Origin of the sequence: Paraburkholderia strydomiana (assembly GCF_046030495.1) — a bacterium.
GTDB classification, from domain to species: Bacteria; Pseudomonadota; Gammaproteobacteria; order Burkholderiales; family Burkholderiaceae; genus Paraburkholderia; species Paraburkholderia strydomiana_A.
The window spans coordinates 1-23409 of the sequence record NZ_JAQQCJ010000039.1 but is presented as its reverse complement, the minus strand read 5'-3'; the positions used below and the strand labels follow the sequence as shown (position 1 = coordinate 23409).

The window sequence follows — 23409 nt, the reverse complement described above, 5'->3', positions numbered from 1 at the left end:
GTTATTCGAATGTTTATTGCGACTGCTTGCTGCGGATCAGATCGACTAACTCGCCGACATCTTTCAGACTTTCGATTTCAGCCGTCTGAAACTTGACCTTGAAGCGCATTTCGCAAGCGATGATGATGCTGATGTGATTCAGGGAATCCCATTTGTCGATGTCGTCAGCGGTACTGTCCATTGTCAGGACCAGATCGTCCTCGTCGAAGATCTCGCGGAAGATCTCCGTCACTTTGCCGAGAATGTCGTCAGTGCTGATAGTGTCAGTCATGATCCAGTCCTTACGGGTTCGATGTGTGTCTGGAAAGGCGTGAATTCAGTGGTGATGCATCGCCACGTCGTCCTTTCGTCTTCGTGTTCGGCGATTCGTGTGAAGCCGAGTTTCTGGTAATGCTCCCGAACCATGCCGTTTTTGGCGGTGGCCCGGTACTCCCCGATCAGCGTCCGTGCGCCCGCGTCCCGCGCGCGCGCGACCAGCAGATTCATCGTCGCCTGCTCGACCTGTCGGCCCAGCACCCTGCAACTCATCAGCCAGGTATCGATGAACAACTCAGGGCCGCCAGGTTCGCGCGGCCGCGCGATGACGATCCCGATGATCCCGTTGTCGCCGTATCGATCGGTCAGTCGCAATTGCAGGGTCACCACGCCTTTGTCCTGCATCGCGGCGCTCACTTCCGCGTCGGTGTAGCGTCGCGTGGTCAGGTTGAATTGATTGGTCTTGTTGATCAGTTGCGTGATTCGCTGCAGGCCGATGAGATCGAACGGCTGCCATTCGAGCCGCATCTCCAGCGACGCCAGATACCCGGCCAGATCGGTCGCCGCGGAGCGTAACGCTTCACGCTGCAGGTTGCCCTGATACTGCGCGGTACGCTCGCGGTCCTCCGAGGTGATCCCGATGGATTCGAAATAGCCGGCGTCCGCGATGCAGCGGCCATAGAGCGCCGGGTCGGCGGGCAGTTCGGGTACAGCAACCATCGGCAGCTCACGCCGCACGATATTGCGCTCGAACGGGTTGTCATCCGCAAACACCAGCGCGTCGAGACCGATGTTCAACGCTTGCGCGATACGGCGCAGGTTCGACGCCTTGTCTTCCCAATTGGCGACGAGACACGCCACGTCGGAGCGCTTCAACACCATCTCGGGATGTTGGTCGAAGGGTTCCCACGCGTTGGCTTCATCGTTTTTCGAACATACGGCCAGGATGATCCCGCGCCGTGACAGATCCTTCGCGTAGCCCTGGAACGACGCGTACGCTTCGCCGAGCGCGCTGCCCTGGCCGATGACTATGCCGGCGAGGCCGTCATCGCCGATCACGCCGCCCCAGAGTGTGTTGTCGAGGTCGAGTACCAGGCATTTGTACGAACGGCCGCGCCGCGCCGCGATTAGCCGTGCGACCAGTTCGCCATAGAACGGCCCGGCGGCCGGCGAGATCTCCTGCTTCGCGCGATGCCACAGCATCGGGTCGTGCCATGCAGCGAGACCATCAACCGCAATTCGCGCGTCGAGCGCGAGAATATCGACGCCGTCCTCGTCCGCAGCGGCCCGCATGCGCTGGTTGAGCCGATCGATGAGCGCGCGCATTGAGCCCGGCAGCCGATGCTCGTTGTTGCCAATGAGCGGCAACGCGATGGGCAGGATGGCCTGCTGGATCACGTGCACGCCGCTTGAATGCGCGGCCCTGCGCCAAAGCCCGCGCAGCATGTCGATCGTATGCTCGACCAGACCGTCGGCGGCGGCCGCGTCCATCGCGGCGTCGGGTTGTCCGAGCAGCGTGCGTGCGTCGAACGAAAACAGGACCACATTTGCGCCGAACGCGTGAAACGCTGACTCGGGTTCGTTGAGCTCCTGCATGTATTGACCATATTCGCCCGCATGGACCTCGCACCACATGCCGCGGCGCAGGCATCCGACACGCAAAGCAGCCACCAGATGATCGGTGGTCGAACCGCTGAACACGGCGAGGCGAACCGGCTTGCCGGTAGTTTCCCTCGGAACCTCCGGAAACGCCTTCCGACATGCCCGGTCAAGACGATTCGTTTGAACAAAATCGAGTCGACTGTTCGCCAGCCTCACGAAATCATGCCAGCGTGTCTCTTGTGAATGTGCGGCGTTGAGGGAGCTCAGCTGAACAGAAAAATCAGATGATTCCGGTAACCAATGCATACGATGTGGCTCCACGGTTCATACATATCGGACGCGCAAATTAGCCGCAGGACGCGAAGCCTGCGAAGCACGGTATCGCGATAACGCGCCCGGCATATGTTCGTTTGCACACAGAGGTCAGCTAAAGTCGGAACCGGCATCGTTCTCAACAAGCTCGAAAGCGCCTCATCAGTCTTTGTTTATCATTTTTGACCATTCAGGAATGGGAGTAACTGTCGGCAAATAGCGACATCACGGAGTCGCCACGCCGAATCCGCAAGAAGGTCTCGGCGAGCAGGCTCGCGCTCGAGAGCGGCCGGATCTTCTCGCACGCGAGCGATTCAGGAGAGAGCGGAATCGTGTCGGTGACGACAAGTTCGTCGAGTTCCGATGCCGCGATACGGTCGGCTGCGCCGCCCGACAGGACGGGATGAGTCGCGTAGGCAAAAACCCGCTTCGCACCGCACTGTTTCAACGTTTCGGCTGCCTTGCACAGCGTGCCGGCCGTGTCGACCATATCGTCCATGATGACGCAGGTACGGCCTTCGACTTCACCGATGACGTTCATCACTTCAGCGACGTTCGCCTTCGGGCGACGCTTGTCGATGATCGCAAGATCTGTATTCAGCTGCTTCGCCAGGGCGCGCGCACGCACCACGCCGCCCACGTCGGGCGACACGATCAGCAGGTCGTCGTAACTCCGCTTGCGCAGGTCGCCAAGCAAAATGGGCGTTGCATAGATGTTGTCGACGGGGATGTCGAAGAAGCCCTGGATCTGGTCGGCGTGCAGATCCATCGTGATGATCCGCTCGACGCCGGCGATTTCCAGCATGTTCGCCACGACCTTCGCCGAGATCGCCACGCGCGCCGAACGCGGGCGGCGGTCCTGGCGGGCATAGCCGAAGTACGGGATGGCTGCCGTGATCCGGCCGGCGGATGCGCGCTTGAGCGCATCGACCATGATCATCAGTTCCATCAGGCTGTCGTTGGTCGGGGGGCAGGTGGACTGAAGAACGAAGACGTCCTTGCCGCGTACGTTTTCCTGAATCTCGACCTGAATCTCGCCGTCGGAAAAGCGGCTGACCATTGCCTTGCCGAGCGGGATTTCGAGGAATTTGACGACGTCCTGCGCAAGTGCGGGATTCGCGTTGCCAGTAAAAACCATAAGACCATCATTGCTCATGGTGCACCTATGTCAGGTTGGGCCGAACGAAGCGGCCGGGTCATCCCGGTCAGGGACGATCGGCTTTGCCCCGGGTTATCACCATCTGAACTCAAAATCCCCTCGATCACCGTTATGTATCAGACACACGCGTTTATTTTTTAGCGGGAATGCACCGCACGGATTCTGTTGCAGTAAGGTGGTCCGCTATGACGTGCGACGTTAGCCTGAGCCGCATGCACTGGTCCGCCGCATCCCCAAGCGGCCCCGTTTTCTGCCACATGCAGCAGCATGAAAATCCACAGAGATTGAATTCGCGTTGAACGGGAACAGCGGCAAACGGAAGGGATAAAACGCACGCGCGCCCTCGCCGCATCCCGCCGGCAGTCCCTCTAAAACCACTGGATCGTCAGCGTAACGACAGCAATCGTTATGCAAATGAATGGCGATCGAGAGCCAACGTAATGTTCGCGCCCCGAAATCTTAATTATCGAATGGTCCAATGCGCGCAGTTTTAAGCGGTAAGACCATTAGCGGTATTTCTAACAATATCCCCAGCGAATCTCCACACGTGTTGTCGATGGAAACGCTGAACGGCGAAGTCGAATCTGGAGCCAGTCAAATGTTCCGTAGAACCCTCTTACCCATTCCGTTTGCCGCGTTGCTGACCCTCGCCGCATGCGGCAGCAATAACGATAGTTCGTCGGCATCGCCGCCGACGGGCGCGTCGGCGCCGACCGGCGCATCGGCGCCGGCCGCCACGGTGTCCTCGCAGGACGCGCTCACGACGGCCACGCCGATCAAACACGTCGTCGTGATCTTCGGCGAGAACGTCTCGTTCGATCACTACTTCGCGACCTACCCGCAAGCGTCCAACCCGGTGGGCGAACCGCAATTCGCGGCCGCCGCCGGCACGCCGACGGTCAACAACCTGAGCAGCGCCAACCTGATCACGGCGAACCCGAACGCGCTGGCCACGTCGCCCAATACGGCCGGCCGCACGGTTGGCGCGGTGGCGATCCCTGGCCTCGGCCTGCTGGCCGCGGACCTGCTGCCGTTCCGTCTGGACCGCTCCCAGGCCAACACGTCGAGCCAGAACCACGCATACGCCGCCGAACAGCTCGCCTACAACAACGGCGCGATGGACTCGTTCCCGTTGTTCACGGCGGCGGGTTCGACCATCGCCGGCAGCACCGGCGCGTTTGCGACGAAAGGCCAGGTGCTCGGTTACTTCGACGGCAACACGGTCACGGCCATGTGGAACTACGCGCAGAACTTCGCGATGAACCAGAACGCGTACACCGACACGTTCGGTCCGTCGACGCCGGGTGCGCTCGAAGTGGTGTCCGGTCAGAACAACGGCGTGGTCGTGACGGGCAGCAGCTCGGTCAACGCGATTCCCGACTCGACCGGCGGCTTCACGATGGTCGGCGACCTCGACCCGACCGGCGACGTCTGCACGATCGCGGCGGGCAGCGCAACGACCGGTGCGATGTCGGCGAACAACAGGAACATCGGCGACCTGCTCAACGGCAAGAACATCACGTGGGGCGGCTTCATGGGCGGCTTCAACCTGCAGACCGTCAACGCGAACGGCACGACCGGTTGCGCGCGCTCGACCTTCTCGCAAGTGCTGAACGCGACCAAGTCCGACTACGTGCAGCATCATGCGTGGTTCCAGTACTACCCGAGCACGGCCAACCTCGCGCATACGCGGCCGTCGTCGGCCGCTGTGATCGGCACGACCGATCCGCTCGACAACACCGCGACGCCGGTGCACCACCAGTACGACACCGACGACTTCTTCACCGCGGTGAAGGCGGGCAACTATCCGTCGGTGAGCTTCCTGAAGGCGCCGGCAGTCAGCGACGGCCACCCGGGCAACTCCGACCCGATCGACGAACAGGCGTTCGTCACGAAGGTGGTCAACTTCCTGCAGCAACAGCCTGACTGGAAGAACACTGCCGTGATCATCGCCTACGACGATTCGGACGGCTGGTACGACCATCGCTTCAAGGCGCCGACCAGCTCGTCGTTCGACTCAACCACGGCGCAATCGGCCGGCGGCAAGACGGTGGCGGGCAGCGACAACCTGAGCGGCCCCGGCCAGTGCACGGCAACCGGCGCAGTGCAGCCGCAAGGCGTGAACGGCGGCGCGGTGAACGGCCGTTGCGGTCCGGGTACGCGCACCCCGTTCATCGTGGTGTCGCCGTGGGCGAAGGTCAACTTCGTCGACGACACGCCGATCACCCAGGCGTCCGTCGTGAAGTTCATCGAAGACAACTGGCTCGGTGGCCAACGCATCGGCGGCGGTTCGTTCGACGCCAGCGCAGGCAGCATCATGAACATGTTCGACTTCACGGGCTCGGGCAACAATCCGCCGCTGTATCTGGATCCGAACCTCGGCATCAAGTTGTCAGCAGCGCCGGCCATCTAAGCGGCAAACGTGGCGAGCGTCCTTCTCTTCTGCTTGTCCTCGCGTTGTACGAGCCATTGGCGTGCATCGCGGGATGAAGCCCGCGCGGTGAAGGGCGCGACGAAGGGCTCAGAGCCCGACGAACTGTAGTCGAGATCGAGCCAGTGCCGATGCGCTGGCTCGATTTTCCCGTTTACCGCATCCGCAACGAATTACCTGTCAACGCCATGAACCATCCCTCAGACGCCGTCATGCGGCCGACCCTGCCCGCCGGCGGCGAGCCGGGTCCTGTCATCACCCGCCGCGCGTGGCTCAGGCTGCTCGCGTGGAGCGCGGCCGGCATCGTGCTCGCGTTCGCCGCGGTGAGCGCGTATGCGCTCGTGCATCCGGAGCAAATGCCGCCCGCCATCGGCGAGATCGTCGAGGAGATCACCGGCGCGAATCCTCACCCCGTGACGTTGATGCGTCCGCAAAACGCGCCGCTGAGCGCGGTTGCCGTACTCGGCAAACAGATTTTCTTCGACCCGTCGCTGTCGGCTTCGGGTATGCAGTCGTGCGCGTCGTGCCACTCGCCACAGCATTCCTATGCACCGGACAACGCGTTCCCGATTCAACTCGGCGGCGCGCACATGTCCCAGGCGGGCTACCGTCCGCCGCCATCGCTCGCCTATCTGTATCGCCAGGCGCCGTTCAGCATCGGCCCGGATCAGGGCGATACCGACGTGCCCGTCGACATGACGCAACTCGCGACGCAGGCCGCGGGCGTGCAACGCGCGCAGAAGTCTGCGCTCGCCGCGCCCGCCGCCCCGGCGATGGTGCCGCAAGGCGGACTGTTCTGGGACGGCCGCGCCGATACGCTGCAGATCCAGGCGATTGGCCCGCTGACCAATCCGGTCGAGATGGCCAACGCGAGCGACGAAGACGTCGCGCACAAGCTGCTGCAAACGAAGTATGTGGATCAGTTCAAGCAGATCTTCGGCCCATCTATCGTCAGCAATCCGAGTCTGCTGATTTCGGAGGCGATGTTCGCGGTTGGCCGCTATCAGATCGAGGATCAATCGTTTCATGCTTTCACCAGCAAATATGACTACTGGCTCGAAGGCAAGGCGCGGCTCACGCACGCCGAGCTGCACGGCCTGCAGTTGTTCAACGACAAGGACAAGGCGAATTGCGCGGGCTGTCATTTGAGCCAGCCGAGCCGCGACGGCCTCCCGCCGGTCTTCACCGATACGCAATACGAAGCGCTCGGCGTGCCGCGTAATCCGGCGATTCCGGCCAATAAGGATCCGAAGTACTTCGATATGGGCGTGTGCGGCCCGTTCCGCGACGACCTCGCGAAGCAGACACAGTACTGCGGAATGTTCCTTACGCCGACACTGCGCAATGTCGCCGAACGCAAGGTCTTCTTCCATAACGGCGTGTATCACGACCTCAAGCAGGTGATGGACTTCTACAATCTGCGCAATACGTCGCCGGAGAAAATCTATCCGCGCGATGCGTCGGGCAAGGTGCAGAAGTACAACGATCTGCCGCCGCAATATCACGCGAATGTGGATGAAGCCGACGCACCGTTGGATCGCAAGTTCGGCGACAAACCCGCGATGACCGATCAGGACATTCAGGACATCATCGCGTTCATGAAGACGCTGAGTGACGGGTATAAGGAATGAGGGAGCGAGCCTCGCGTGAAGGCCGGTGATGTCGTCATTGCCATACCTTCGCGCGGCTTTTGCGGCACTCGCGCAACGCGGGCATCGTGAGCGCATGGCTTTCGCGCTGCGGTGCGCGAGCCGGTGAGGTATCCTTGCCGGTTCCTCGACCTCCACTCCGATCCTGCCCGATGGCCGATTTTCCCTTCGACGCCGTACTCTTCGACTGCGACGGCGTGCTCGTCGACTCCGAACCCATCACCAACCGCGTGCTCACCGACATGCTCGGCGAGCTGGGTTGGCAATTGAGCGTCGAAGAGACGATGCGCATTTTCGTCGGCAAAGCCGTCAAGGACGAAGCCACGCTGATCGAAGCGCGCACCGGCTTCGCGATCGACGCCGACTGGCTCATGCAGTTTCGCGCGCGCCGTAATACGGCGCTCGATAGCGAGTTGCAGGCGATTCCCGGCGCGGCGTCCGCGGTACGCTCGCTTCATACGGCGTTGAATGGGCGCATTGCGGTCGCCTCGGGCGCCGACCGCATCAAGGTGGAATTGCAGCTGGCCAAGGCCGGCATTCTCGACTGCTTCGAAGGACGCATCTTCAGCGGTCACGAAACGCCGCGCAGCAAGCCGTTTCCCGATGTGTACCTCGCTGCCGCCGCCGGCTTGGGCGTGGACCCGAAGCGTTGCGCCGTCGTGGAAGACACGGTGACCGGTGCGACTGCCGGTGTTGCGTCCGGCGCTACCGTGTTCGGTTATTGCCCGGCGGAATTCGGGCATAGCAGCGCGACTGCGCTGCATGGCGCGGGCGCGGTGCATGTGTTCCGGGACATGGCCGAGTTGCAGGGTTTGCTCGCGCAATGGCGCAACGGCGCGCGCTGATCGCAGATGCGTTCGGGCGCGCGTGCGGTGCCCTGACATGTCGGCGGCGCGGCGACACCTGTGGGCCGCCAGTTGGTCCATAGCGATCATTTCGCGCGCGCAGTGCGGCTATGGTCAGGCTCTCGCACCGCTCGACGGCGTATGGCATGGTGTGTGCACGGCAATGCATGAGCGCGGCAATCCGGGCTCGACGTCAATCCAACCTTGCCGGAGATCCATCATGACCACCTTGACTCTCAACGACCTGTCCCGCACCGACGAACTCGACCAAGCGGCATCGCAATCCCTGCACGGCGGCAATGCATGCCTGCGGCGCGAACCGCCGGGTTGCCACGGCGGATACGAACCACCTGTCGGTTGTCACGGCGGCTACAAGCCGCCCATCGTCGTTCGGCCCGGCTGGGGCGGCGGTGCGCCAATCCATCTCGGCTGCGAACCGACAGTGATGCCGTACTGGAACATGCCGCAGCCGGAGCGGGTGGTCACGCCGCTGTGAGCGGATCGTATCGACAGGCGAAACGACGAAACAGGCACGGCTCACGTCTCGCAGGGCATGAGCGGGTTGCCTGCTTTGCACGCGTCACGGCGTGGCGCGTGCGGTTCGCGCATGGTTGCGCGATTAGCGATGACCGCTGCGGGTCATTCGAACGCCGGGTCGATCGGCACGCGATATCCGACGGCCAGGCGGTTGGTTTCGTTAGCCATGCCAACTACCGCCATCAGCTCGCCGAACATTTCGTCGGTCATGCCGGCGCGGCGTGCCGCGGCCGTGTGGCTCGCGACGCAATAGCCGCAGTTATTCGTCACGCTCACCGCGACGTAGAGCAGCTCCTTGATCAGCGGATCGAGTGCGCCGGGCGTCATCACGTCTTTCAGGCTCTCCCATGTGCGCACGAGGGTCGGCGGGTGCTGCGCGATGTACTTCCAGAAGTTGTTGACGTCGTCGACCTGGCGGGTTTGCTTGATGTCGTCGTAGACGGCTTTCACCTCGGGCGGCGCGTTGGTGTAGTCAACCGGTTTGGACTGGGACATGCGTTCTCCTTTTCCTGGTGGGGGAAAACCTGATGCTCAAACGGGTCACTGCGTACCGACCCACTCCATCCGCACCGATTCGAGCTCGCGCGGCAACCGCGGCGAAAGCGCCGCGCGGCGCGGCAACTCGACGAAGCCGAGACGCCGGTATAGATCGTATGCGCGAGTATTGCTCACCAGTACGTCGAGTACGAGTCGCTGCTGCACGAGCGTACCACTCGCCGTGGCTTGGCGCTGCCTTGCCGCTGCGCTCGCCCGCATCGCATCGGCGAACAGCGCGCCGAACACACCGGTACCGCGTAGTCGCGCGAACAGATAACAGCAGCAGCCAGGGAAAGTAACGCAACATGAATGTCGAGACGACGCTCGAAACGAATGCGCAGTTTGCCGAAACCGGCAAACCAGGCATGCGTGCGCTCGACCACCCAGCGATGCCGTCCGAGCTTCTCTTTACTTTCTACGCCGCGCCGCGCGATACGGGCCTTGATGCCACGCTTCCTCAAGTAATGCCGACAGCGGGCAAAGTCATAGCCCTTGTCTGCATGCAACTTGCCTGGACGTTTGCGGGGCTGGCCGTTCAGGCCCGCCACCGCCGGAATTGCATCGAGCGTGGACTCGAATGCCACCGAGTCGTGCCGGTTGGCGCCGGTGACCGTGATGGCCAGGGGAATACCTCGTGCGTCTACGACGATGTGCCGTTTCGACCCGAGCTTCCCCCTGTCTGTCGGGTTGCGGCCGGTTTCCTGGCCCCCCGGGGGCTGGATACGCTGGCGCCGTCAATACTGGCCCGCTCCCAATCAATCTGGTCATGTTCACGTAAGCGGCGAAGCAGCGCGAGATGCAGTTGCTCCCACACGCCTGCGGCCTGCAAGTCCCGTAGCCGTCGCCAGCACGTCATGCCACTGCCGAAGCCAAGCTCCTGCGGCAGCTCTTCCCATGGAATGCCCGTTTGCAGCACATACAGGATGCCGTCCAAGGCTGCGCGGTCATCCACCGTTCGACGTCGGCCGCCTTTCGGTGAAGGCGTGAACACCGGAATCAGCGGCTCCAGTGCCGTCCATAACTCGTTACTTATTTTTCGTCTGGCCATGCCGCCAGGATATGGCTTTCATGACCGGATGTCCAGGTTGTGTTAGCGGCTCTTAGAGCGCCTGATGATGGTACCGCTAACATCGATTTGCGCTGATCAAAAGTTTTGAAGCGGTAAAGCTAACGCTTGCAGCGCAGCTCCTTCGCTGTCTCCGCTTGAGATGGGGAACGAAAATGAAGCGCAACCCGGCTACACCGAGCCAACAGCCACTAAAAGAGGCGAAATGGCAAGCTGTTAGCGCGCCGGGCGCAATCATACAACAAGATAATTCTTCCCTGCCATTACAATCAACAAATTTTCACAAAATCGCGGCTTTTCAACAGGTTCGAGTTACCAACTGTTATAACTAAAATCACGGCTAATTCGTTGATTAAAAAGGATTTTCCACCTTCGTTCCACTATTCAAACCGCAAACATCTCAACGATCCAGCTTCGAGGGCAAGCTCATTCGCAACCCTTTTATATTGCAAATCACTTGATTATCTTAAAAAGTGGCGAAGATTATCGTCGAAGTAATACCCGATATTTTTAGCCCAAACGTTTGCGCGATCCGGATCACCCATCGACGATGGGAAAATATTTCAATCCTCGATTTTTACCGGAACACCGATGGGTTACCCTGTCCGCGCATCGGGATTTCTTCGTGTCGGCAACGCCATGCGGTCACGTCCACAAAAGCAACGAGTTCAACAATCAATATGGCGCTCCAGCTGATACGGACGCGGGCTACGTAGCTCCGTCACGCATTCCTGTTTCGACACGAATCTCCTCGTCGACATCAGCAGTCCGGACCCTCACTAAACTAGCGATAGCAGCCCTCTGTAATTGCGCATGGCCATTGCGATCAACATCGCGGACAACGCTGGCAGGACCACATCCAATACTTTGTACGCATCCCAGCGCCATGGAAACCAGCCGATCGACCAGGTATACGCATGCGTCTCGAAAGCGAGCGATTCTTCAACATTCAGGGTTTCGAACTCACACTCGATCTTCTTGCGTGACCAATACCAGACGATTACCGCAAGCGCTCCAATTCGAAAGTTGAACAAAAGCCCGATCGGTACCTGAACCAGCAATCCCTCGAGGCAGTGAGACAGCGACATGCGCCACCTCGCCGCCGCGAACCAGTCAAGCAGAGCAGTCATTGGGAGGTCCTCCTTGTACCAACATCCCGCGGTTCCAAATTTCACTGGCGTCAGTGTAGCCGCGATGCTGACCTCCCTGCCTACTCCTTACTCCACTGCTAGCATCCGAGCCCGAACGGCCGTTGCCGCCCGCCCTCGATCGGCTCGCCTTGATGCGCGCGTGAATCTCCTTAGCTGCGCGTGTCTCCCACGTGGAAGACAGTCATCCATTAATGTGGCGCCATCGACACGCGCATCGCCCTGCAAATAGCCCGACACAACGCTGGCCAAATAAGCCGAGCAGATAAAACAACAGGGCCCAACGAGGGCCCCGCTTTTATTTCAGGTCTATCAACGGCAAGCGGCCACCAGCCCCCACGCCCACCCCACTACCCGCTTTTCGCCGCATTAACGAGGCACTCGGACAACTGACCGAAGTGCCGCAACGCTGCTGGCGTCAACTAGATCTGCTTACGCCGCGCATCTTGCGTGTCGGACAACACGAGCTAACCCTTTTCACGCATCGACTTCAGACGTGCTTGCAGAGTTCGCTCCTGGTCATCATCTCCCGCACAGCCAGGCGTTCGCTCGACTGACTCGTGCGCTCGCCCCGCGCGAGGATCCGCTCGTCGCGCGGGGCGAGCGCCGGCAGCGATGGCAAGCAGCGCAATGCGTCGGTCAACTGCAGGAATCGGAGATAGATATCGCGGGACGGGTCATGTGTGAAAACCTGCAACCGCGCGCTACCACCACAATGTCAATGAATGCGGGCTCGCCAACCCTACCCCGATGTCCAGCTAACGTTTGCGTATCGATCCGGCAATAGGTACTGCTGGCTAATTCGCTTCCAACGAAAAAGCCCCGCAAGACTTCCGTCCTGCGGGGCTTTCTTTCACGCCAAAGCGTTCTACGGCTTACCGCGACATCATGTTCATGCTGACGTTATGCATGACCCACAACGTCCCGCCAATCACAATAACAGCGGTCAACGCAGTAAAAGCAAACGCCGTCACATTCCAGCGCTGCTCCGAGGACGTATTCATGTGCAGGAAGAACACCAGGTGCACGACGATCTGCACGAGCGCGAGGGCCGCGATCGCGAACAACGCGTTCTGGCCCGTCAACGTCCCCGTCATCACGAGGCCAAATGCCGCGACAGTCAGAATGACGGACAGTACAAAGCCCGTCATATAGCTGCCGAAGCTGCCGTGGCTTCCACCCGAGTGTGCGTTATGGCTATGGTCCATTTAGATCACGCTCGCAAGATAGACAAAGGTGAAGACGCCGATCCACACGACGTCCAGAAAGTGCCAGAAAAGGCTCAGGCACGTCAGACGGATCATGTCGCGTTCGGTCAGGTCGCGGTGACCCAGCACCTGAACGGCAAGCACCACCATCCAGATCAGGCCGAACGTGACGTGCAGACCGTGCGTGCCGACCAGCGTGAAGAACGACGACAGGAACGCGCTGCGGCTCGGACCCGCGCCTTCGGCGATCAGGTGCGAGAACTCGCGCATTTCCAGCACGAGGAACGCGAGGCCCAGCAGGAACGTCACGCCGAGCCAGAAGAGCAATGCGCCCTTGCGGTTCTTGTGCGCGCCCAGCATCGCGAAACCGTACGTGATACTGCTCAGCAGCAGCATCGTCGTTTCCAGCGCCACGCCCGGAATCTCGAACAGATCCTTACCGGTCGGGCCGCCGGCGAACTGGTGGCTCATCACCGCGAACACTGCGAACAGCGACGCGAAGATGATGCAGTCGGTCATCAGGTACAACCAGAAGCCGAATACCGAATGCGACGGCGGGTGATCGGCGTGATGCGCATCGTGGTGATGCGAGTCGGCCGTAAGCGTATTGTTTGACATCAATCCACCTCCAACGCGACCGGCGCACCGGCACCGGAGCGTTTCTCTTCAATCGCCGCAACCGTGGCGGCCGGGATGTAAAAGCCTTCGTTCTTCTGCCAGCTGTAGACGATCACAGTAGCGATCGAGCCGACCAGACCGACAATGGCGAGCCACCAGATGTGCCACACAGCGGCAAAACCCAGCACCAGCGAGAATATGGCCACGACCAGACCCGCGGACGTATTCGACGGCATGTGAATGTCGCGATACACCGGCTTCGGCTGATCCTTGCGCGACTTCATTTCAGCGAATGCATCCAGTTCACGCACGTCCGGAATGATCGCGAAGTTGTACGACGCCGGCGGCGAGCTCGTTGCCCATTCCAGCGTGTGACCGTCCCACGGATCGCCCGACAGGTCGCGGTTTTCCGGCTTGTTGCGATCGCGCAGGCTAACCACCAGCTGCACCACCTGACAAGCGATACCGATTGCGATCAGAACCGCACCGACCCACGCGAACATCAGCCACGGATGCCAATCCGGATTGTCATAGTGATTCAGACGACGCGTCATGCCCATGAAGCCCAGCACGTACAGCGGCGTGAACGCAACCCAGAAACCGATCTGCCAGAACCAGAACGATGCCTTGCCCCACGCCTCATTCAGCTTGAAGCCAAAAGCCTTCGGGAACCAGTAGTTGAAACCGGCGAGGTAGCCAAACAGCACGCCACCGATAATCACGTTGTGGAAGTGAGCGATCAGGAACAGGCTGTTGTGCAGCACGAAGTCCGCGCCCGGAATCGCCATCATCACGCCGGTCATACCGCCGATTGTGAAGGTGACCATGAAGCCGAGGGTCCACAAAATCGGCGTCGTGAATTGCAGACGGCCCTTATAGATCGTGAACAGCCAGTTGAACACTTTCACGCCGGTCGGGATGGCAATGACCATCGTCGCGATACCGAAGAACGCGTTGACGTCAGCGCCCGAACCCATCGTGAAGAAGTGGTGCAGCCACACGAGGAACGACAGCACCATGATCGCGCAGGTCGCCCACACCATCGTCTTGTAGCCGAACAGCGGCTTCTTCGCGAAGGTCGCCACGACTTCCGAGAAAATACCGAACGCCGGCAGGATCAGGATGTACACCTCAGGGTGACCCCATGCCCAGATCAGGTTCAGGTACATCATCGCGTTGCCGCCGGCATCGTTCGTGAAGAAGTGCATGCCGAGGTAACGGTCCAGACCGAGCAGCGCGAGCGTGACGGTCAGGATCGGGAACGCCGCCATGATCAGCACGTTCGTGCACAGCGCGGTCCACGTGAACACCGGCATCTTCATGAACGTCATGCCCGGCGCGCGCATCTTCACGATAGTCACGAAGAAGTTCACACCCGTCAGCAACGTGCCGATACCGGAGAGCTGCAGACTCCACAGGTAATAGTCGACCCCGACACCCGGACTGAACTGCAATTCGGACAACGGCGGATAAGCGAGCCAGCCCGTTTGCGCGAATTCACCGATCACCAGCGAAATGTTGATCAGAATCGCGCTGATCGCGGTCATCCAGAAGCTCAACGAGTTCAGGAACGGGAATGCAACGTCGCGGGCACCGATCTGCAACGGCACGATGATGTTCATCAGGCCGACCATGAACGCCATCGCCATGAAGAAAATCATGATGACGCCGTGCGCGGTAAAGATCTGGTCGTAATGGTGCGGTGGCAGGAAGCCTGGCGCGTTATACGACAGTGCTAGCTGGGTACGCATCATGATTGCGTCCGCAAAGCCGCGGAACAGCATGATGAGCGCAACCACGATGTACATCACGCCCAGCTTCTTGTGGTCGACCGACGTGAGCCATTCGGTCCACAGGTAACGCCACTTGCCAAAATAGGTGATCAGACCCAGAACCAGCGCACCGCCGAGGGCAATCCCGGCAGCCGTCACCATGATGATCGGCTCGTGGTACGGGATCGAGTCTAGTGAGAGTTTTCCGAACATGCTTATCCCTTCGGCCCGCAGTTGGCGTCCTTCATGTTGTCCATGACGTTACCGTTGTTGTATCGGGCAATGATGTTGTGAAAGAGCTTCGGATCGACCGACGAGAAGTAGCGCACCGGATCCTTCTCGCTCGGCGCCGATACCGCGTGGTAGCGGTCCATGCTGAGGTTATCCGACGACGCGCGCACTTTCGCAACCCATGCGTTGAACTCTTCCGGCGACTTGGCGAGCGTACGGAACTTCATGTCCGAGAAGCCCTTGCCGCTGAAGTTGGCCGCGGTACCGGCGTAGTCACCGGCCTCGTCCGCGATCAGATGCAGGCGCGTTTGCATGCCTGCCATCGCGTAGATCTGGCCGCCGAGCTGCGGGATGAAGAACGAGTTCATCACCGTGTCGGAGGTGATCACGAAGTTCACCGGCGTGCCGACCGGGATCGCGAGCTGGTTCACCGACGCAATACCGAGGTCGGGATAAATGAACAGCCATTTCCAGTCGAGCGCGACGACTTCGACGTTGATCGGCTTGACCTGCGACTCGAGCGGACGGTACGGATCGAGCTCATGCGTGCTCTTCCACGTCAACACGGCCAGGAACAGAATGATCAGCGTCGGAATCGTCCAGATGGCGATTTCGATACCTGTTGAGTGAACCCACTTCGGACGGTATTCAGCGCTTCTATTCGATGCGCGATAACGCCATGCAAACAGCAGCGTGAGGAAGATCACCGGAACGACAACAATAAGCATGGCCCAGGTGGAGGTCGCGATCAGATCACGTTCCGCCAGTCCCACACTCCCCTTCGGATTCAGGATATCGAGGTTGCTGCAACCCGAGAGCAACAACACGAGGCCGGCGGAAAGGAAACTTAACGACCCGCGTAGAGTCTTTCCTTTCATATCGTTTGCCTCTCTTTTACGACTTCAACGAACGTCATTCGACCGCTCTCCATTAATAAGCGCTCGCATAATAGGGGCGCGTCGATCGGCGATAAAGCCTCGATTTCGCAACGATCTATTGCGTCGCGCCACAGTGCGACACGTTGCCGCACACCTGTGCGCAAGCGGGGGTTGCAATGCTCTACTGCAAAGCACTGAAAAGTTGACGCATCACAAAAAGTCCCCTGAAAAAAGCCCTAAAAACGTAGCGCGGCCTAATGGCCGCTCCGCGCGAGAGGTGCGCCGGGGATTTCTGCCGATGCGTGAAGCTGCGTATGCGAAGCAGCATCCGCGAATACGCATGCTGCAATCGCACCACACCTCTTGACATCAGCCCGGCGTGCGGACCGTGGCGGCCACCGGCGCCGGCGCCGCGGCTTGCAGATGCTCGCCACCGTCAGGCGCGGTGTCGTCCGCGGGATGAGCCGAGCGCTCCGACTGAGCGAGCAGCGTGCCGACCGACGGATCGATCGCATCGGTAAACGGCTTCGGGTAGAGACCGATGGCCAGCACCAGCACGGCCATCGCGCCGAGCAGCACGAACTCGCGATTGCCGAGGTCCTTCAGTTTCGCGACGCGCGCATTGGCGATCGCGCCGAAGATCACGCGCTTGTACATCCACAGCGTGTAGGCGGCGCTAAGCACCAGCGTCGAAGCGGCGATCGCGCCGATCCAGAAGTTGAAGCGGATCGCGCCCATCAGCACCATGAATTCGCCGACGAAACCCGACGTGCCCGGCAGACCGATGTTGGCCATCGAGAACAGCATCACGAACGCGGCAAAACGCGGCATGGTGTTGGCGACGCCGCCGTACTCGGCTATCGATGCGGTCTTCGTGCGGTCGTAGAGCATGCCCGTGCACAGCAGCATCGCGCCGGACACCACGCCGTACGACAACATCTGCACGATCGCGCCGGCCTGGCCGATGCGGTTGAACACGAACAGACCGAGCGTCACGAGGCCCATGTGTGCAATCGTCGAATACGCGAGCAGGCGGCGCATGTCGGTTTGCACGAGCGCCAGAAGGCTCGAGTAGATCACCGCGATCAGCGACAGCGTGATCATCATCGGCGCGAAGAAGTGGCTCGCTTGCGGCGCGATCGGCAGCGCGAAACGCAGCAGGCCATAGCCGCCCAGCTTCAGCATGCCGATCATCACCGCCGCGCCGGTCGGGCCGTCGAGGTGGACGTCGGGCAGCCACGTATGCACCGGCCACATCGGCACCTTCACGCCGAAGGCGGCGAGGAAGCCGAGGAAGATCAGCATCTGCGGCACCGTGCCGAGTTGCGTTTCACGCCACAGCGCGAGGTCGAAGCTGTGCGTCTGGCTGTACAGGTAGAGCATCGACATCAGCATCATCAGCGAACCGAGGAACGACACGAAGAAGAACTTCACCGCCGCGTACGAGCGGTTCGAATGTCCCCACGTGCCGATCAGCAGATACAGCGGAATCAGCGTCGCTTCGAACGAGATGAAGAACAGCATGCCGTCCATCGCCGTGAAGACGCCCTGCATGAAGCCCGACAGCATCAGGAACGCGCCGAAGTACTGCGCGGTCCGCTCGGTGATCGACTCCCACGACGCGACCACGATGATGATCGTGGTGAGCGCGGTCAGCGCGACGAGCCACAGCGAGATCCCATCCACGCCCACATGCCAGGCGATATCGAACGTCGGCGACCAGCGGGCGTTCTCGACGAACTGCATCGACGTGACGTCGTTGCGGAAATTCGCGACCAGCGGAATCACCGGCAGAAAACCTGCGACCGCGCCAGCGAGCGCGAGCCAACGGGTGCGGCTACGTGCCGCGTCAGATCCGGCACGCAAAACGACGAGCCCGGCGACAATAGGGATCCAGATGAGAAGGCTAAGAAGAGGCAATGGCATGTGCTCTGTCAAAAACTTGAAGTACAAAACGCCGCATCAACGCCTTCAAAACGGAAAGCATTGAAATGGATATGTAAGCTGGATTTCGCTGAAATTGACGTGGAAGCGGTGGCGTCCGCTACACGTTTACCCGCAGTCGAATGACCAAGGGTGGGAGATTACCAAGATAAGAAAACTTTTGCAGCGCAACAACGCTGCAATGCCCTCCACAATAGATTATTGCCCCACAAGCGCTTGCGAAACGCATAGAAATGTGCGCCTGCACAAGCTCGCTTGAGCCTGAAGTGAGCGGCGGATTTTATAAACAGAAGATAACAAATTGGCAGCAAATTAGCCGCTCTTGCAGAATCGATTCCGAGGATGGACAAAGCTGGAACGGATCGTGCTGTTTTGCAGCGCCTGCTGGACGCCGATTTTGGGCCTTCGGCAAAAAATTCGCCCGTTTACGAACGAAAAAAATTTTTGGTCCGGCACTCTAAATCCGCATCGAACTCCATCTGAAAAAAGGCGCTGAAATCAGGGCAACGGTTCATGCCCGTGCACAGTCCCAGGCGATGCTTTCTGCTTGCGCATGACTTACAGATGCCGAATATACTTCGGCGGTCTGCAGGCGAATCGGCATCCGACGACGCATAATCGGTCCCCTGCCCGGACACCGCCCTTCGCCCGTCAACTTTCCGGATCCCGCATGGCGTTTCGTGACGAAGCTGTCGTTCCCGCACTCGAGTGCCGCGGGCTGAGCAAGCAGTACGGCACGGGCCGCATCGTCCTCGCGCGCCTCGACTTCACACTGCGTCCCGGAGAATTTGTCGCGATCATGGGCGACTCCGGGGTTGGAAAATCGACGCTGCTCAATCTGATCGCGGGACTGGACAGCGCGGATAGCGGCGACGTCATCATCGACGGCACTCCCGTCGCGCGGCTGGACGACAACGCGGCGACCCGTCTGCGCCGGCAAAAACTCGGCTTCGTATTCCAGGCGTTTCACGTACTGCCGCATCTGACGCTCGCGCAGAACGTCGCTCTGCCGCTACTGCTCAACGAGCTTCCTGCTACCGGCGCGCTCGACATGCTCGCGGCGGTCGGCCTGAACGGCCGAGGCGACGATTTTCCGCGACAACTCTCCGGTGGCGAACTGCAGCGCGTCGCGATTGCGCGGGCTCTCGTGCATCGTCCGAAGCTGATTCTCGCCGATGAGCCGACAGGCAATCTCGACCCCGATACCGCACACGAGGTGCTCGGCCTGTTCCGCGCGCAAAGCAAGGCGACCGGCGCGGCCACGATCATGGTGACGCACTCGGAAGCCGCGGCGGCGGTGGCCGACCGCATCGTGATTCTGAGCGAAGGCGGCTTGCACGGGCCCTCGGCCGGGCACGCGCTTTTCGGCCACGCTTTCCCAAACGAATCCCCTGCGCGTTCTGCCGACGATGCGCGCTGATTTCCAGCCCCTGCTGCGCACGCGGGGACACCGCCTTCTCGCACGCTGGCTGCTGGGCGCCGAATGGCGCAGTCATCGCGGACGCGCCCTGGTTGCCGTCGCGACGATCGCGCTCGGTGTCGCGCTAGGTTACGCGGTGCAACTGATCAACAGTGCGGCCTTCAACGAATTCTCGGCGGCCGCCCGCAGCCTGTCGGGCGAAGCGGATCTGCAAGTGCGCGGTGCGCAGCCTTTCTTCGAGGAGTCGCTCTATCCGCGTCTGTCGAACGAAACCGGAGTAGCGCTAGCGAGCCCGGTGCTCGCCCTCGATGTCAGCGTACCCGGTCAGAGTACGGCGTTGCAGGTGCTCGGCACCGACGTCTTCAAGGCGAGCAGGATCGCGCCCGATCTGACCGGCGTGCCGTCGCCGGACCGGCCGTTCGATACGCTCGCGTCCGATACCATGTTTCTCTCGTCGGCCGCTCAGCAGTGGCTGCACGTAAAAACCGGCGACGACGTGGCGCTGCAAAGCGGCACGTCGATCATGCATTTTCGCGTTGCAGGCGGCCTCGTGAGGACCCGCCCCGGTCAGCGGATCGCGGTGATGGACATCGCCGCCGCTCAGTGGAAGTTCGGCAAGCTCGGCAAGCTGTCGCGTGTCGACGTGCAGCTGGAGCGTGGCGTCGATCGGCAACGCTTCAAGCGCGATCTGCAGGCGCGACTTGGCAATCAGTGGGTGGTCGCCGAAACGCGCGACGCCGAAAGCCGCACCGATCGTCTGTCCCGCGCTTACCGGATCAACATGAACGTGCTCGCGCTGGTGGCACTCTTCACCGGCGCTTTCCTCGTATTTTCGACACAGGCGCTGAGCGTCGTGCGGCGTCGCGCGCAGTTCGCCATGCTACGCGTGCTCGGACTGACGCGCGCTCAACTGCTGCGTCAGATCCTGCTGGAAGGCGCGCTACTGGGGCTGCTGGGTTCGCTGTCGGGGCTTACGCTGGGTTATGCAATGGCACGCGGCGCGTTGCATTTTTTCGGCAGCGATCTCGGTGGGGGCTACTTTCCAGGCGTGCAGCCGCAGGTCGGTTTCGAACCGTTGGCCAGCGCATTGTTTCTGATTCTCGGCATCGCAGTGTCGGTATTGGGCAGCCTCGCGCCTGCGCTGGAGGCGGCGCGCGCGCGGCCCGCGGCGGCGCTCAAGGCAGGCGCAGAGGAAGGCGCGTTGGCCCGGCTCGCCACGCCATGGCCCGCGCTGCTCTGCCTCGTGGCCGCTGCATGTCTTACGCAATTGCCGCCATGGTTCGATGCGCCGATTGGCGGCTATGTCGCCGTCGCGCTGCTGCTAGTCGGCGGGATCGCGCTGATGCCGCGCGTTACCGCGCTGATATTCGGCGCGGCGGGCCGCGTGTTCGCGAGGCGCCGCCGCGTGGGCGCAGCGAGCACGCTCGCGCTGGCGCGTCTCGCGAATGCGCCGGGCCACGCGTCGATCGCAATGGGCGGCGTGTTGTCGAGCTTCGCGCTGATCGTCGCAATGGCGATCATGGTGGCGAGCTTTCGCGTGTCCGTCGAAGACTGGCTGGTTCATCTGCTCTCCGCCGATCTCTACGTGCGGGTGGCACCGAACGGCGACACCGGCGGGTTACGCCCCGACGAGCAGAATCTGCTCGCGAACGTGCCCGGCATCAGGAGCGCCGCGTTTGCCCGCACCTCGCGTCTCACGCTCGATCCAGCGCGACCGGACGTCGCCGTACTCGCACGTGAAATCGACGCTGCGGAGCCTGGCGCGAATCTGCAGATGACCGGCGCAATATTGCCGCCCTCCGAATTGCGCAGCGGCGAAACGCCTGTTTGGGTGTCCGAAGCAATGGTCGATCTCTATGGATACAGGCTCGGTCAGCGAGTGAAGTTGCCGCTCGGCGGCAACGGCCATGTGTTCGTCGTGGCGGGCGTATGGCGCGATTACGTGCGGCAGAACGGCGCGATCCAGATACGGCTTGCCGACTACCGGCATCTCACCGAGGATACGAGTGCGACCGATATTGCCGTTACCGTTCAACCGGGAGTGCGCGTTGACAGCGTAATGGCCGGACTGCGCGCATTGCCGTTCGGCGCGTCGCTCGACCTGTCGCGACCGGACGAGATTCGCGCGCATACGCTGGTGATCTTCGATCGGAGTTTTGCGGTCACTTATCTGCTTGAAGCGGTCGCTATCGTGATCGGCCTGTTCGGCGTCGCGGCGACGTTTTCTGCGCAGGCGCTCGCACGGGCCCGTGAGTTCGGCATGCTGCGGCACGTCGGCGTGACACGCGCGCAGATTCTCGCAATTCTCGCGCTCGAAAGCGGCATGCTCACGGCTTGCGGCATCGCGATGGGCTTCGTGCTCGGCTTTGCGATCAGCCTGATTCTCGTGTTCGTCGTCAATCCGCAGTCGTTTCATTGGAGCATGTCGCTGCATGTGCCTTGGACGGTGCTGGGGACGGTCGCACTAGTCATGCTGGCTTCGTCATGCTCGACGGCGGTGATCTCGGGACGCAGCGCGGTCTCGGTGGACGCGGTGCGCGCGGTGAAGGAGGATTGGTGATGGGGGTGTTGGCGAGGGATTTGGCGAGGGATTCGGCGAGGGATTCGGCGAGGGATTCGGCGAGGGATTCGGCGAGGGATTCGGCGAGGGATTCGGCGAGGGATTCGGCGAGGGATTTGGCGAGGGATTTGGCGCGCGGTTTGGTACGGGATCCGGCCTGTAATTCGGAGTGGAATTCAGCGCGTGGGGCGATGCCTGAGGGAGCAGCCCGCTTTGATGTAACCGGCGGTTCTTGCTTCACTTCGCACAGAATCGCGTCTCGAGTTACGCCCTGGATTGCGCTGGCCATACGGAAGATTTTCGCATCTCATGTTATTGAGGCGGCCTCGCCGCGCGAGATGCCATGCGCAGCGCCTGCTTCTTCCCCTTCGGGGACAACTCCGCCGCGATTGCGCCCTCGCCTTCGCGGCCTGCTTTGCCTTGGCTTGCTCGCTGCGTCGTCCGCGTTCGGCGCACCTGCTGAATTCGCCGCTGTCACGCCGGACCATCCGGTTTCCTTGCCGCAGGACAGCGGCGCTCACCCGGCGTTTCGCACCGAATGGTGGTATGCGACGGGTTGGCTCACCACACCGGACAATCAGCCGCTTGGTTTTCAGATCACGTTTTTCCGCTCGGCGACGGATCACGACGCAGCCGATCCGAGTACTTTCGCGCCGTCGCAGTTGATCATTGCGCATGCCGCGTTAAGCGATCCTGCACTTGGACACCTGGCCCATGATCAGCGCATCGCGCGTCAAGGCTTCGGACTCGCCTATGCGCAGCCGGCCAATACCGACGTCAGGCTCGATGCATGGAAAATCATTCGCACTGCAGAGGGCCGCTATGACGTCAATGTCGACGCTAACGGGTTCTCGCTGCATCTCGCACTGACCCCGACGCAAGCTCCGTTGATTCAGGGTGATCGCGGATATTCGCGCAAAGGTCCACGACCGGAACAGGCGAGCTATTACTACAGCGAGCCGCAACTGCGCGTGACTGGCAGCGTAGTGCGTCCAAATGGGTTGGCGGGTTCGGCGCGCGGGAATATCGCCGTGACCGGCATGGCGTGGCTGGATCACGAGTGGTCGAGTACGCTACTCGACGCCAATGCCGTTGGATGGGATTGGCTGGGGGCGAACCTCGCTGACGGCTCGGCCCTGATGGCGTTCAGGATACGCAGTCGCAATGGGCACGCGATGTGGGCGCATGCGGCCCTTCGCGATCCTGCTGGTCGGGTCACCGCATTTGGCCCTGACCA

Annotated in this window: 18 protein-coding genes and 2 pseudogenes; 7 read left to right on the top strand and 13 right to left on the bottom strand. The window is 61.2% G+C overall.

What is annotated here, in order from left to right; genetic code table 11:
• Nucleotides 1-13: 13 nt before the first annotated feature.
• The 3 genes from PQQ53_RS32875 to PQQ53_RS32865 all read right to left on the bottom strand — a co-directional run bounded on the left by PQQ53_RS32875 (nt 14) and on the right by PQQ53_RS32865 (nt 3325).
• Entirely contained in the window at nt 14-271 is a 258-nt protein-coding gene (locus PQQ53_RS32875) for an acyl carrier protein (RefSeq protein ID WP_408149506.1), read from the bottom strand.
• Nucleotides 268-1956, bottom strand: a complete 1689-nt coding sequence (locus tag PQQ53_RS32870) for an HAD-IIIC family phosphatase (RefSeq protein ID WP_408328752.1) — start codon at nt 1954-1956, stop codon at nt 268-270. The genes PQQ53_RS32875 and PQQ53_RS32870 overlap by 4 nt, the downstream gene beginning before the upstream one ends.
• Before the next feature lie 403 nt (nt 1957-2359).
• The gene (locus PQQ53_RS32865; protein WP_408149502.1) at nt 2360-3325 is read right to left on the bottom strand and encodes a ribose-phosphate pyrophosphokinase; all 966 of its coding nucleotides are present in this window, start codon (nt 3323-3325) and stop codon (nt 2360-2362) included.
• A 601-nt stretch (nt 3326-3926) separates the two neighbouring features.
• Here PQQ53_RS32865 and PQQ53_RS32860 point away from each other — a divergent pair.
• The 4 genes from PQQ53_RS32860 to PQQ53_RS32845 all read left to right on the top strand — a co-directional run bounded on the left by PQQ53_RS32860 (nt 3927) and on the right by PQQ53_RS32845 (nt 8749).
• Entirely contained in the window at nt 3927-5741 is a 1815-nt protein-coding gene (locus PQQ53_RS32860; RefSeq protein WP_408328749.1) for a phospholipase C, read from the top strand.
• 206 nt (nt 5742-5947) lie between these two features.
• Complete coding sequence (locus tag PQQ53_RS32855; RefSeq protein ID WP_408328746.1) at nt 5948-7390, top strand: cytochrome-c peroxidase; 1443 nt, start codon at nt 5948-5950, stop codon at nt 7388-7390.
• 170 nt (nt 7391-7560) lie between these two features.
• Nucleotides 7561-8253: an HAD family hydrolase gene (locus PQQ53_RS32850; protein WP_408328743.1), complete on the top strand. Its 693-nt coding sequence runs from the start codon at nt 7561-7563 to the stop codon at nt 8251-8253.
• A gap of 220 nt (nt 8254-8473) precedes the next feature.
• On the top strand, nt 8474-8749 hold the full coding sequence (locus tag PQQ53_RS32845; RefSeq protein WP_408149494.1) for a hypothetical protein: 276 nt from the start codon (nt 8474-8476) through the stop codon (nt 8747-8749).
• 143 nt (nt 8750-8892) lie between these two features.
• Here the strand turns inward: PQQ53_RS32845 and PQQ53_RS32840 are convergent, their stop codons facing one another.
• The 10 genes and pseudogenes from PQQ53_RS32840 to PQQ53_RS32795 all read right to left on the bottom strand — a co-directional run bounded on the left by PQQ53_RS32840 (nt 8893) and on the right by PQQ53_RS32795 (nt 18174).
• A complete protein-coding gene (locus PQQ53_RS32840) occupies nt 8893-9285 on the bottom strand; it encodes a carboxymuconolactone decarboxylase family protein (RefSeq protein WP_408153330.1) in 393 nt (130 codons plus the stop codon).
• 45 nt (nt 9286-9330) lie between these two features.
• Complete coding sequence (locus PQQ53_RS32835) at nt 9331-9462, bottom strand: hypothetical protein (RefSeq protein WP_408149490.1); 132 nt, start codon at nt 9460-9462, stop codon at nt 9331-9333.
• A gap of 128 nt (nt 9463-9590) precedes the next feature.
• Nucleotides 9591-10375 (bottom strand): annotated as a pseudogene (locus PQQ53_RS32830) (IS5 family transposase); the annotation flags it as partial.
• Nucleotides 10376-11172: 797 nt separating this feature from the next.
• Complete coding sequence (locus tag PQQ53_RS32825; protein ID WP_408149486.1) at nt 11173-11523, bottom strand: hypothetical protein; 351 nt, start codon at nt 11521-11523, stop codon at nt 11173-11175.
• Between the two features lie 368 nt (nt 11524-11891).
• Nucleotides 11892-12238: pseudogene (locus tag PQQ53_RS32820) on the bottom strand (winged helix-turn-helix domain-containing protein).
• Between the two features lie 178 nt (nt 12239-12416).
• Nucleotides 12417-12749 (bottom strand): cytochrome o ubiquinol oxidase subunit IV, encoded by a 333-nt coding sequence (gene cyoD / locus PQQ53_RS32815; protein ID WP_121321938.1) that lies wholly within the window; start codon nt 12747-12749, stop codon nt 12417-12419.
• Complete coding sequence (gene cyoC / locus PQQ53_RS32810) at nt 12750-13367, bottom strand: cytochrome o ubiquinol oxidase subunit III (protein ID WP_408149483.1); 618 nt, start codon at nt 13365-13367, stop codon at nt 12750-12752.
• The gene (cyoB, locus tag PQQ53_RS32805) at nt 13367-15352 is read right to left on the bottom strand and encodes a cytochrome o ubiquinol oxidase subunit I (protein ID WP_408153328.1); all 1986 of its coding nucleotides are present in this window, start codon (nt 15350-15352) and stop codon (nt 13367-13369) included. The genes cyoC and cyoB overlap by 1 nt, the downstream gene beginning before the upstream one ends.
• A 2-nt stretch (nt 15353-15354) precedes the next feature.
• Complete coding sequence (gene cyoA / locus PQQ53_RS32800) at nt 15355-16248, bottom strand: ubiquinol oxidase subunit II (protein ID WP_408328740.1); 894 nt, start codon at nt 16246-16248, stop codon at nt 15355-15357.
• Nucleotides 16249-16617: 369 nt separating this feature from the next.
• A complete protein-coding gene (locus tag PQQ53_RS32795; protein ID WP_408328737.1) occupies nt 16618-18174 on the bottom strand; it encodes an NADH-quinone oxidoreductase subunit M in 1557 nt (518 codons plus the stop codon).
• 688 nt (nt 18175-18862) lie between these two features.
• On the opposite strand from PQQ53_RS32795, the gene PQQ53_RS32790 reads away from it, so the two are divergent.
• From PQQ53_RS32790 to PQQ53_RS32780, 3 genes are all read left to right on the top strand, one after another.
• Entirely contained in the window at nt 18863-19612 is a 750-nt protein-coding gene (locus PQQ53_RS32790) for an ABC transporter ATP-binding protein (protein WP_408328734.1), read from the top strand.
• On the top strand, nt 19602-22172 hold the full coding sequence (locus PQQ53_RS32785; RefSeq protein ID WP_408328730.1) for an FtsX-like permease family protein: 2571 nt from the start codon (nt 19602-19604) through the stop codon (nt 22170-22172). Before PQQ53_RS32790 ends, PQQ53_RS32785 begins: the two co-directional genes overlap by 11 nt.
• A gap of 338 nt (nt 22173-22510) precedes the next feature.
• A partial coding sequence (locus PQQ53_RS32780; protein ID WP_408328812.1) for a lipocalin-like domain-containing protein occupies nt 22511-23409 on the top strand: 899 nt, incomplete at its 3' end.

Bases quoted from the DNA above. Each gene is read 5' to 3' on its own strand.
- PQQ53_RS32875 (WP_408149506.1), bottom strand. From the start codon at position 271: ATGACTGACACTATCAGCACTGACGACATTCTCGGCAAAGTGACGGAG.
- PQQ53_RS32865 (WP_408149502.1), bottom strand. From the start codon at position 3,325: ATGAGCAATGATGGTCTTATGGTTTTTACTGGCAACGCGAATCCCGCA.
- PQQ53_RS32860 (WP_408328749.1), top strand. From the start codon at position 3,927: ATGTTCCGTAGAACCCTCTTACCCATTCCGTTTGCCGCGTTGCTGACC.
- PQQ53_RS32855 (WP_408328746.1), top strand. From the start codon at position 5,948: ATGAACCATCCCTCAGACGCCGTCATGCGGCCGACCCTGCCCGCCGGC.
- PQQ53_RS32850 (WP_408328743.1), top strand. From the start codon at position 7,561: ATGGCCGATTTTCCCTTCGACGCCGTACTCTTCGACTGCGACGGCGTG.
- PQQ53_RS32845 (WP_408149494.1), top strand. From the start codon at position 8,474: ATGACCACCTTGACTCTCAACGACCTGTCCCGCACCGACGAACTCGAC.
- PQQ53_RS32840 (WP_408153330.1), bottom strand. From the start codon at position 9,285: ATGTCCCAGTCCAAACCGGTTGACTACACCAACGCGCCGCCCGAGGTG.
- PQQ53_RS32825 (WP_408149486.1), bottom strand. From the start codon at position 11,523: ATGACTGCTCTGCTTGACTGGTTCGCGGCGGCGAGGTGGCGCATGTCG.
- cyoD (WP_121321938.1), bottom strand. From the start codon at position 12,749: ATGGACCATAGCCATAACGCACACTCGGGTGGAAGCCACGGCAGCTTC.
- cyoC (WP_408149483.1), bottom strand. From the start codon at position 13,367: ATGTCAAACAATACGCTTACGGCCGACTCGCATCACCACGATGCGCAT.
- cyoB (WP_408153328.1), bottom strand. From the start codon at position 15,352: ATGTTCGGAAAACTCTCACTAGACTCGATCCCGTACCACGAGCCGATC.
- cyoA (WP_408328740.1), bottom strand. From the start codon at position 16,248: ATGAAAGGAAAGACTCTACGCGGGTCGTTAAGTTTCCTTTCCGCCGGC.
- PQQ53_RS32795 (WP_408328737.1), bottom strand. From the start codon at position 18,174: ATGCCATTGCCTCTTCTTAGCCTTCTCATCTGGATCCCTATTGTCGCC.
- PQQ53_RS32790 (WP_408328734.1), top strand. From the start codon at position 18,863: ATGGCGTTTCGTGACGAAGCTGTCGTTCCCGCACTCGAGTGCCGCGGG.
- PQQ53_RS32785 (WP_408328730.1), top strand. From the start codon at position 19,602: ATGCGCGCTGATTTCCAGCCCCTGCTGCGCACGCGGGGACACCGCCTT.